At 72.2% G+C, this 9,341-nt stretch carries 9 protein-coding genes and 2 pseudogenes; 8 read left to right on the top strand and 3 right to left on the bottom strand.

Annotated elements, in window-relative coordinates:
• Positions 1-130 precede the first annotated feature (130 nt).
• Entirely contained in the window at positions 131-883 is a 753-nt protein-coding gene (locus ACWGB8_RS22870) for a hypothetical protein (protein ID WP_452215406.1), read from the top strand.
• A 100-nt stretch (positions 884-983) separates the two neighbouring features.
• On the opposite strand, the gene ACWGB8_RS22865 is transcribed toward ACWGB8_RS22870, so the two are convergent.
• Positions 984-1,448 carry a nuclear transport factor 2 family protein gene (locus tag ACWGB8_RS22865; RefSeq protein ID WP_452215405.1) on the bottom strand — a complete coding sequence of 155 codons (465 nt, stop codon included), beginning with the start codon at positions 1,446-1,448 and terminating at the stop codon, positions 984-986.
• Positions 1,449-1,857: 409 nt separating this feature from the next.
• On the opposite strand from ACWGB8_RS22865, the gene ACWGB8_RS22860 reads away from it, so the two are divergent.
• The 5 genes from ACWGB8_RS22860 (at position 1,858) to ACWGB8_RS22840 (ending at position 5,957) form a co-directional block, all read left to right on the top strand.
• Positions 1,858-2,568 (top strand): hemerythrin domain-containing protein, encoded by a 711-nt coding sequence (locus ACWGB8_RS22860; RefSeq protein WP_452215404.1) that lies wholly within the window; start codon positions 1,858-1,860, stop codon positions 2,566-2,568.
• Between the two features lie 83 nt (positions 2,569-2,651).
• The gene (locus ACWGB8_RS22855; protein WP_452215403.1) at positions 2,652-3,962 is read left to right on the top strand and encodes an SgcJ/EcaC family oxidoreductase; all 1,311 of its coding nucleotides are present in this window, start codon (positions 2,652-2,654) and stop codon (positions 3,960-3,962) included.
• 75 nt (positions 3,963-4,037) lie between these two features.
• Positions 4,038-4,505, top strand: a complete 468-nt coding sequence (locus ACWGB8_RS22850) for a MarR family transcriptional regulator (protein ID WP_452215402.1) — start codon at positions 4,038-4,040, stop codon at positions 4,503-4,505.
• Positions 4,506-4,831: 326 nt separating this feature from the next.
• A complete protein-coding gene (locus ACWGB8_RS22845) occupies positions 4,832-5,422 on the top strand; it encodes a hypothetical protein (protein WP_452215401.1) in 591 nt (196 codons plus the stop codon).
• A gap of 181 nt (positions 5,423-5,603) precedes the next feature.
• Complete coding sequence (locus ACWGB8_RS22840; protein ID WP_452215400.1) at positions 5,604-5,957, top strand: hypothetical protein; 354 nt, start codon at positions 5,604-5,606, stop codon at positions 5,955-5,957.
• A 77-nt stretch (positions 5,958-6,034) separates the two neighbouring features.
• Here ACWGB8_RS22840 and ACWGB8_RS22835 read toward each other — a convergent pair.
• Both ACWGB8_RS22835 and ACWGB8_RS22830 read right to left on the bottom strand, forming a co-directional pair.
• Positions 6,035-7,267, bottom strand: a pseudogene (locus ACWGB8_RS22835) (RNA-guided endonuclease InsQ/TnpB family protein).
• Positions 7,268-7,291: 24 nt separating this feature from the next.
• Positions 7,292-7,735 (bottom strand): annotated as a pseudogene (locus tag ACWGB8_RS22830) (IS110 family transposase); the annotation flags it as partial.
• 234 nt (positions 7,736-7,969) lie between these two features.
• On the opposite strand from ACWGB8_RS22830, the gene ACWGB8_RS22825 reads away from it, so the two are divergent.
• Complete coding sequence (locus tag ACWGB8_RS22825; RefSeq protein ID WP_452215399.1) at positions 7,970-8,542, top strand: hypothetical protein; 573 nt, start codon at positions 7,970-7,972, stop codon at positions 8,540-8,542.
• Between the two features lie 259 nt (positions 8,543-8,801).
• On the top strand, positions 8,802-9,341 hold a 540-nt coding region (locus tag ACWGB8_RS22820), incomplete at its 3' end, for an ALF repeat-containing protein (protein ID WP_452215398.1).

Below are 9,341 nucleotides of genomic sequence, written 5' to 3'. Positions count from 1 at the left end.
CAGTAAGCGTTCCAAGCCCGTCGGCAGATCGGTGCTCCGCGGCTGTGGAACTGTCGGGCACGTCCGCTAGGGTCACCCCCATCCTGCGGGCACCCGGGCCGGCAGACGCACGGAAGGGGGGTGCCCGAGGGTGCCCGAGACCACCGCACGCACACTGCGCTTCCACACCCGCGCGGCCGAACTGGCCGGGATGGACCTGACGGTCTCCGCCGACGCCGCAGAGGCGCTCGACCGCTTCGAGACCGTCCACGGCCGCGCCGTGCCCGCCTCGGTGCGCGAATGGTTCTCCCTGGCCCAGGGCGCCCCCGTCCTGCGGGAGTTCGGCAACGACGACGCCGTGATCGGCGCCGACCGGCTGGGCCGCGAGGAGCTCTACTACTGGCCCGAGGACGACGAGCACTGGCCCGACGGCGTGGAGGAGCAGGAGGAGCGCACGATCGACCCGGTCCAGGCCCTGGGCCTGCTGCCGTTCATGGTCGAGAACCAGGGCGTGTGGGTCCTGGCCGTGCGTCTCGACGGCTCCGACGACCCGCCGGTGGTGATCTCCTTCGACGAGGTGACGCCGTCCGCCGCGTGGAAGCCGTACGCCGACCGCTTCTCGGACGTGGTCCACTCCCGGATCTGGGACGCACCCGTCCACCATGACGGCACCTCGCTCGCCCTCGACGGAGCGGGCGAGCCGTCCGCCCTCCTGGAGACGCTGCGCCGCGACTTCGCCCCCGGCCCGGCGACCGTCGACGGCACCCTGCGCTACCACCGCGACGACGACCGCCAGCGCGTCCTGCTCAGCGAGTGGCGCGGGCAGTGGTACGCCACCGCCTGGGCCGCCGACGAGGTGCGCCTGTCGGCCCTGCTCGCCGCCGTGGACCCCGCGGCCGGCTGACCGCGCCGCCGTACGACGACGGGGCCGGGCGGGCGCGGGACCCACCGGCCCCGGGCCGTCACCGGGCGGGGCGCTCCCCCGCCGGCACCGGGGCGCGCGCTCAGTCCAGCAGGCCGGGCGCGAAGTAGTCGCGCAGTAGAGCGATCCTTCCGTCGCGGACGCGGAAGATCTGCACGAGCGAGACGGTCGTCCCCTCCGCCGCTCCCCCGTCGTCCGCGCCGTTCGCGCCGTTCGCGCCTTCCGCGCCGGCGTCGCCGTCCGCGTCGAAGACCGTGTCGATCTCGGCGATGAACACCGCCGGGTCGGCCGTGGTGTGCAGCACGTACCCGGACTTCTCCAGGTTCGGCCGGCGCCCGTCCTCCCCCTGCCGCTCGTAGTACGCCGCCATCGCGCTGCGGATCGCCTCCCGGCCCACCAGCCGCCGCGGAAAGGCGGCGCCGTCGGGCAGCAGAGGCATCTCCAGGACACCGTCCGGGGTGAAGTTCTCGGCAAGGGCGTCGGCATCGCGGGACAGGGGCCCGGCGAGGACGTAGCTCTGGAAGATCTCCTGGGGCGTTCGGGACACGGGACCTCCACGGACCTGGGCACGGAGGTCCACACCATCACAGCCCGGCGCCCGGGGCGGCCGGATCCGCGAGCGCGCCGGGCGGACGTCGCTGCAGCCGCGGTTCGCCCGCGCGAGGGCGTCCTGCTGTCGGGTCGTCCGCTGCCGCACCCGGGCGGCGATAACCGTCGGGTTATCGATCAACGCACGAAGTCGGTGTTGATCCGGCATGGGGCTCACGGGAGCCTTGAGGAGCGGGGCGGCTCCGGGTCGGGAGCCGATCCCCTCCGTCCGGCCCGACCGGCTGCCCTTCCCCATGCCCCGCGCTGCCAGGCGTGGCTTTCCGCTGCTCTGTTCCCGGAGGAACCAGTCATGGTGCCACTGCCTGACACCGGCTCACCCGGTCACCGGCACCAGGAGTCAGACAGACGTGAGAGACCGACTCGACATGACCGTGACGTACGCGATGCACGACGCGCTACGAAGGGAGTTGCACCACCTTGCCCGAGCCACCGCCCGCGCCGATCCCGATCCCCGCAGCGTGCTGCGCAGCGCCGCGGGCTGGGAGCTGTTCCGCGAGGCGCTGGACGCCCACCACGCCGCCGAGGACGACGCGCTCTGGCCCGGCCTGCGCCGGGCCCTGCACGGCCGCCCCTGCTCGCTGGTGCGACTGGAGGTGATCGAGGCCGAACATGCCGTGCTCGCACGCCTGTTGGAGGCGATCGACCAGGCACTGGACGGTCCCGACCTCGGCCTCGGGCTGTTCGGCGACCTCACCGGCTCGCTGGTCGCCGGTCTGCGCGGGCACCTCCGCCACGAGGAGGAGGCCATCTTCCCACTGGTCCAGACCATTCTGAGCGAGGGGGAATGGGAGCACTTCGGGCACGTCCACGCCCGGAGGATCCGAGCCGATGCGGCACGGATGCTCCCATGGCTCCTGGACGGCGCCCCCGAGCGGACCGCAACCGCCGTCCTGGCCCAGCTCCTGCCCGACTCCGCGGACCGCGCCGCCTACCTGCACCGGTGGCAACCCGCCTACGCGGTGCTCGACCGCTGGGGGACCCGGGCCACCCCGGCCGCCGGCCACGTCTCCGGCCGGGGCGGGCCCTTCACCGGGTTCCCGCGGCCGACCACGCGGTGACGGAGCCACCTGCGTGGCTTCGACGCACACCGCCCAACCATCCGGCGGGACAACACGTCTCGCCCCTCAAGACAGGAAACGCCATGAAGGTTCTGCTCACCGGCGCCACCGGCTACATCGGGTCCGCGGTCACCGACCACCTCGTCGCGGCCGGCCACCAGGTCGTCGCCCTCACCCGCGGGTCGCAGCCGCAGCCCGGCCGCGGCTGGCACGCGCAGCTGGTCGGGGACACCGCCGACCCGGCCTCGCTGGCCGGCGCGGTGACCCCGGAGATCGAGGCGGTGGTCCACCTGGCTCCCCCGAGCGGCGACGCCGAGGTCGACCTGGCCGTGATCGAGGCGCTGGCCGCCCCGCTGCGCGGCACGGGCCGTCCGTTCGTCTACACCAGCGGCGTGTGGGTGCTGGGTGCGACCGGCGAGGCCCAGGAGGTGGGAGAGGACGCCCCGACCAACCCGGTCGCCCTCGTCGGCTACCGCCCGCAGATCGAACAGCGGGTCCTGGCCGAGGCCGCCGAGGACGTGCGGGCGGCCGTCGTGCGGCCGGCCATCGTGTACGGGCGCGGCGGCGGCATCCCCGCCATTCTGGTGGACCGGGCCCGCAGCCAGGGGGTGCCCGAGTACTACGGCGAGGAAGGCGTGCGCTGGCCGACCGTCCACGTGGACGACCTGGCCGAGCTGTTCGTCGCCGTCGTCGAGCGGGCCCCGGCCGGCACCGTGTGGCACGGCGTCGGCGAGTCGGCCGTACCGGTGCGCGACCTCGCCCGGGCCGCCGGGCGTGCGGCCGGGATCCTCGCCGACCCGCGCACGGTGACCGTGGAGCAGGCCGCCGAGGTCGTCGGAGCCCTCTTCGCGGATGCGCTCGCCCTCGACCAGAGCGTCAGCGGCGCCGCGGCGCGTACCGCGCTGGGCTGGCGGCCGGAGCGGCCCGGCGCGGTGGCCGAGCTGGCGTCCGGCTCCTACCGCCCCGTCGAGGTGTTCGGCGCCCCCGAGGGCCCGGACACCGACGCCGACCTCGCTGCGATCCGGCACCTGGTGGCCGAGGTCGAGCACGCCCAGCAGCACGAGCTGGTCGACCGGTTCCTGGGCCTCTTCCGCCGACAGGACCCGGTGTGGACCACCGGCCACGGCAAGCGGCTGTCGGGCTTCGAGGAGATCTCGGACTTCACCCGCAAGGTGCTGCCCGGGGCGACGGCCGAGTCCACCGCCGTCTACGACGTCGAGCGCGTGCTCTTCCTGCGGCCCGACGTCGCCGCGGTGAACGTCCGCCAGCAGCCGGTGGGCCCCGACGGCACCCGGATCGCCGACCGGCCCGAGGGCCGCCCGTTCTACATCCTCGTCAAGGAGGACGGCGCCTGGCGCATCGGCGCCGCCCAGAACACCGTCGCGGTCGACTGACCACCCGGACGCACCGCACTGGGCGCCCGCCTGCGGCACAGACTCCGATCCGAACCACTGCAAGGAAGAAGCTCCATGACGAACCGACAGATGTCGGATGCCGAACTCGCCGGACAGCCCGCCGCCTACTGGACCGGCATGGCCTACGAGGCGCTGATCGCCTTCACCCGGGCCCGACAGGTCGAGAAGGGCTACACCCAGCCGCAGTTGTGGCTGCTGCGCAACCTGTCGGTGAACGACATCTCCCCCGACGGCGAGGGGATGACCGTCGCCGAACTGCGGAAGGCCATGGCCCTGTACATCCGGCCCGAGGACGACCTGGCGGCCGAGGCCGCCGTGCTCCTCGAACGCGGCTGGCTCAGGCGGGACGACCAGGACCGGTGGTGGCTCACCGAGGAGGGCGAGCAGGCCCGGACCGACCTGTCGCGCAACGCCCCCGCGATCCGCGCCGCCCTCCACGAGGGCATCGACGACACGGACTACGTCACCACCCTGAAGGTGCTCCAGCAACTGATCCGCAACGCCGGCGGCAGGATGCCCTGAGGCACCGGCGTGCCCGTCGGGGCCGGGCCCGGACGGGCCCGGCACGGACGGGCCCGGCACGGACGGGCCCGGCACGGACGGGCCCGGCGCCGACCCCCGTGTCCCGATCGGCCGGGTGTAGCGGCGGGGCAGCCGGTCCGGCCGGTTGCCCCGTCCGAGCCGTTCGAACCCGCGTCCACCCCGGGGACCCCGGCGGCCGCGGTCCGCGTCCACCAGTGCGCCGCCACTCCTCGCAAACGGCCGTACAGCCGAACCCGGGATCCCTATGCTGGCGACGTACACCGGGGCGGGGCCGCCGCGGTGTCCACCGCAGCGAGGGGTGCAGGGTGTCGGACTTCGAGGACATGGTGGCGGCCGAACGGCGACGGGCGTCCTCCGACGCCGAACGGCACGCGGCATGGGAGCAGGCCGAGTCGGCGCGGTGGCGGCAGACCGCAGAGGACGTGCAGGCCCTGTTCGCACAGGCCTTGCGCTCGTTGCGGGCCGCGGGAGCACAGCCGGTTCCGGTCCTGGCCAAGCGCTACCCCCGGCTGTTCAACCCGGTGGACCGAACGGTGATCATCGACCGGCGTTGGCCGCTGGGTCCACGCGCTCTGGACGCCCAGGGTCGCGCGTACCGCGCCGCCCGCATCTCACGGCTGCGGGAAACCTGGGAGGACGTCGGCAATGTCGGCATCCGCCGTGACGTGCAGAAGTCGCGCCTGCGCACGGGGCTCTCGGCCGAACAGTGGGTGATGTGGGACACCGGACCACAGCTGACCTGGGACATCGCCGACGCGGTAGGCAGGCGCCGCCCCGACTGCTTCGGCCGCGACGAGAACGGCGAGCCCCTGTGGCTCCCCGCCGACTCCGACCAGGACCCGGTCCCCCTCAAGCAGTACCTCGCAAGGGCGGTGGCCCACTACCGCTTCTGGTGAGGCCCTGCGCCCCCTGTTCACCCGACGTGGCGTTCGAGGCCCGCGGAGCACTGGGCCTGAACCCGGCCCAGACCGGCTCCCCAACCGGCGGTCCGGCCATCCGAGTTGCCACCCCTGCCCCAGGTCGAGGCGCATCCCCTATGGTGATCGGGTGCGTTCGACCGGGGGAAGGAAACAATCCATGATGAAGCGTCTTGTTCCACTGACCGTCATGACGTTGGCCCTCGCCGCCTGCAGCTCGGCCGGGTCCGCCGACCGACAGGTCAGCAGCGACGGCGAGCTGGCCTGTGCGCTGGTGCGGAAGCTGCCCGACCGGATGCCCGAACCACAGTCCGGTGGTTCGTCGGACAACTCCTGGGACATCGCGGTGGCCCGGCTGAACACGGCCGCAGAGCTGGCCCGGGTGGCTGCCCTGGAGGACACGAAGTACCAGCCTCTCGCCGACACACTCGCCACCGCCCGGCAGACGTTCTCCACCACCCTCGACCTCCACCGTGCCGAACCGGGCATCAAGCAGGCGCGCAGCCACTGCTGACCACCGCCGGACCGAGCACCACCCCTCACGAGGAGCAGACTTGACATCCTCTCCCCCCTGAAGGAAGGAGATTCCCCTCAGCCTCGCGGCTGAGACACCCCACCTGTGCGGGGTGCTGGGACGACTTCCTGCTTCACCGACGACTGCCCGCCCGGAGTGCTCCGTTGAGGTCCTACACCGTCTCCACAGGCTGTCACCGCCAGCCCGGCGGCCAGAATGTTGCGCGCTGCGTTGACGTCCCGATCGTGGGTCGTCCCGCAGCCGCAGCACGTCCACTCGCGGACGTCGAGCGGCATCGCGCCGTGCAGAGTGCCGCAGGCCGAGCACAGCTGGGACGAGGGGAACCACCGGTCCACGGTGACCACCTCGCGCCCGTACCAGCGGGCCTTGTACTCCAGCATCGACCGCAGCTCGCTCCGGCTCGCGTCCGCGATGGCGCGCGAGAGCCTGCGGTTCTTGAGCATGTTCCGGACGGTCAGGTCCTCGATCACGACCACTTGGTTTTCGCGGACGAGTCGAGTGGTGAGCTTGTGCAGGAAGTCCCTGCGCCGGTCGGCGATCCGCGCGTGGACGCGCCCGACCTTGCGGCGGGCCTTCGCCCGGTTCGAACCGTCGCCCTCGGCCTTGCGGGAAAGCTCCCGCTGAGCCTTGGCCAGGCGGTCCCGGTCCCCGCGTTCATGCTTCGGGTTGGTGATCTTCTCTCCGGTGGAGAGCGTCACCAGCGCGGTGATACCGGCGTCCACGCCGATCGCGCGGTTGACCGGTGCGGGCATCGCGGGCCGGCCGTCGCACAGCATCGAGACGAACCAGCGTCCCGCACTGTCCTGGCTGACGGTGACCGTGGACGGCGAAGCGCCCTGGGGCAGGGGCCGGGACCAGACGATGTCCAGCGGCTCGGTCATCTTCGCCAGGGTCAGCCGGCCGTCGCGGAAGCGGAAACCACTGATGGTGTACTCGGCGGACTTCAGCGACTTCTTCCGGGACTTGAACGTCGGATACTTCGCCCGCTTCGCCCAGAAGTTCCCAAAAGCCCCCTGCAGATGCCGCAGCGCCTGCTGCAACGGGACGCAGGAGACCTCGGACAGGTAGGCCAGATCCTCGGTCCTCTTCCACGCCGTGAGCAGCGCGGAGGTGGCGTTGTAGCCGACCCGCTCCTGACGCAGCGTCTACGCCTCCGTGCGGGCTGCCAGCGCCAGGTTGTAGACCTTGCGAACACACCCGAACGTGCGCGACAGCTCGGCCGCCTGCGCATCCGTCGGATAGAAGCGGTACTTGAACGCCCGCTTCACCTGGTTCGTGACCACACTCACAAGCTAGCGAGACATCAGGTAGCGATCAAATCTGCGGGTCAGAGCGCTGCGATCCGCCTTGGCGGCGAATCGCAGGTCGACGGCGATGTCGTCGCCGCGGTGCATCTCTTGGAGGTCGCTGCGCATGCGGGCCTGGTCCGCGATGACGAAGGCGTCCTTCGCGTCGGTCTTGCCGTCGCCCCGGTAGGAGCCGGAGGCGTGGTGGACGGTGCGGCCGGGGATGTAGAGGACCCGCTGCCCGTTGTCTCTCAGCAGAGCGATCATCAGCGCGGCCCCGCCGGCGTTCAGATCGATCGCCCAGGTCACCGGTTCCCCGTCGCTCAGCTCCAGCACATCGCTGATCAGCTGGAGCAGGGCGGTCTCGTCGTTGACCACGCGCCGCGACAGTTTCCGCTTGGCGTCGGTGTCGATCACCACGCAGTGATGCTCGGCCTTACCCGCATCCGTACCGGCCCACAGCTCGGTCACGGTCACCTCCGAAGTCGTTCCAGTTCGGGCCCAGCAGACGACCTCGCCAACGTGTCCCTACCAAGCGATCTTGTCGCGCGCATCCCAATGAGTGGTCGAGTCGTCGCGGGATGCCGGGCGGCCAATCCTTTCAAGCCACCGAAGGGCTGACCCCGCAGAGCCACACCCGGCATCCCTGGGTCTCCCGATCCTACGAGTGACCGGAATCAACACACCAAAAACGTAAGGACCCCGATGAGCGAGAGCACAGCCACCTCCACCACCGGCGCAGCGCTCGGACAGGTGCTGGCCCTGGTGGGAACGTCACCGCTGACCGCGAACGCGTTCCTCTCCTGGATCCGTGACGGCTCCGGCGCACCGATCACCGCCGCCGGCATCACCGGCGTCGACATCACCGCCGTCGTCCCCGCCGATCTCCTGAACGCCCTCGCCACAGCGGCCGGCATCAGCGCGGCCGACGCGGCCCGCGGCCTTGCCGCGGAACTCCCCGCACTCGTCGCCGCCCTGCCCGCCACCACCGCCCTCGCCGCCGTCACCACCCTCGCGGCCTTCGGTGCCGCCAACCCCTTCAGCGACATCGCCCAAGCCCTCCACCAGCCGCAGGGCCACGCCTGGCCCCGTCCCGAGAACTTCGGCTTCGGCGCCATGATCCCCGGCGCCGCGCACCCGTACCTCCAGGCCGCCCTCGATGGCGCTGCCACCTCGACCCGCGACCAGGTCAACGTCCTTGCGGCCGCCGGGACCAGCGCGCTCGCGAAGGCCGACCCGAAGCCCGGTGCGCTCCTGCCCCTCCTTCGGGACCTGTGACCCGGCGAGCAAGCGGCCGACAGTCGCGCTCGACGGCCCGCCGACCGTACAGGGCTGCCACACCGGAAACTCGTGCACCATGTCGGCAAGCAATCCGTGCAAAGACTGCCCGGTCCGGGCAATGCGCGGGGCCGTCCCGCCGGGACAGGATTCCCGCACCGGGGACGCGTCCCCGGCGGTGAGGATCCGCCGCCGGTGATGCAGCCCCGGGGTCGGGGACGCGCGTTCCCGGCCGATCATCGATCCCTGGGGGGGAATCATGAAGCTGTCCCGCGCGGCACTCGCCGTGGCCGCAGGTGCCCTGGCACCGGCCCTGCTCCTGTCCACACCGGCCCTCGCCGGCACCGGGACGTCCGCGGCACAGGGCACCGCGGTCGTGATGGCCGCAGTCGCGGACGCTGACTCGCCGTACGACACGATGTCGGAGGACGACCTGCGGGTCGCGATCCTGCGGATCATCGCGGACCCCGCCACCGGCAGGGCCGTCAACCGCGAAGCGCAGAAGGCCCTCGACGGCACCGTCGACGACCTGCGCCACTTCCTCAAGATCGGGCGCTGGATCGCCCAGGACGAGGACAACGCGGTGGCCATCGCGCGGATCCTCGCGGACCCGGCCTCGGGCAAGGCCGTCAAGCGCGAAGCGCAGAAGGCCCTCGACGGCACCGCCGCCGACCGCACCACCTTCCTCGCCACCGGCCTGCGGCTCGCCCAGGCCGAGGACAACGCGGTGGCCATCGCGCGGATCCTCGCGGACCCGGCCTCGGGCAAGGCCGACAAGCGCGAAGCGCAGAAGGCCCTC

Source organism: Kitasatospora sp. NPDC054939 (assembly GCF_053610105.1).
Note: the sequence above shows the minus strand (reverse complement) of the source record. Positions and strands in the feature narration are given on the sequence as shown.

Excerpts from the sequence above, each read along its gene's own strand:
- ACWGB8_RS22855 (WP_452215403.1), top strand. The coding sequence starts at position 2,652 with ATGAAGGTTCTGCTCACCGGCGCCACCGGCTACATCGGGTCCGCGGTC.
- ACWGB8_RS22840 (WP_452215400.1), top strand. The coding sequence starts at position 5,604 with ATGATGAAGCGTCTTGTTCCACTGACCGTCATGACGTTGGCCCTCGCC.
- ACWGB8_RS22825 (WP_452215399.1), top strand. The coding sequence starts at position 7,970 with ATGAGCGAGAGCACAGCCACCTCCACCACCGGCGCAGCGCTCGGACAG.
- ACWGB8_RS22850 (WP_452215402.1), top strand. The coding sequence starts at position 4,038 with ATGACGAACCGACAGATGTCGGATGCCGAACTCGCCGGACAGCCCGCC.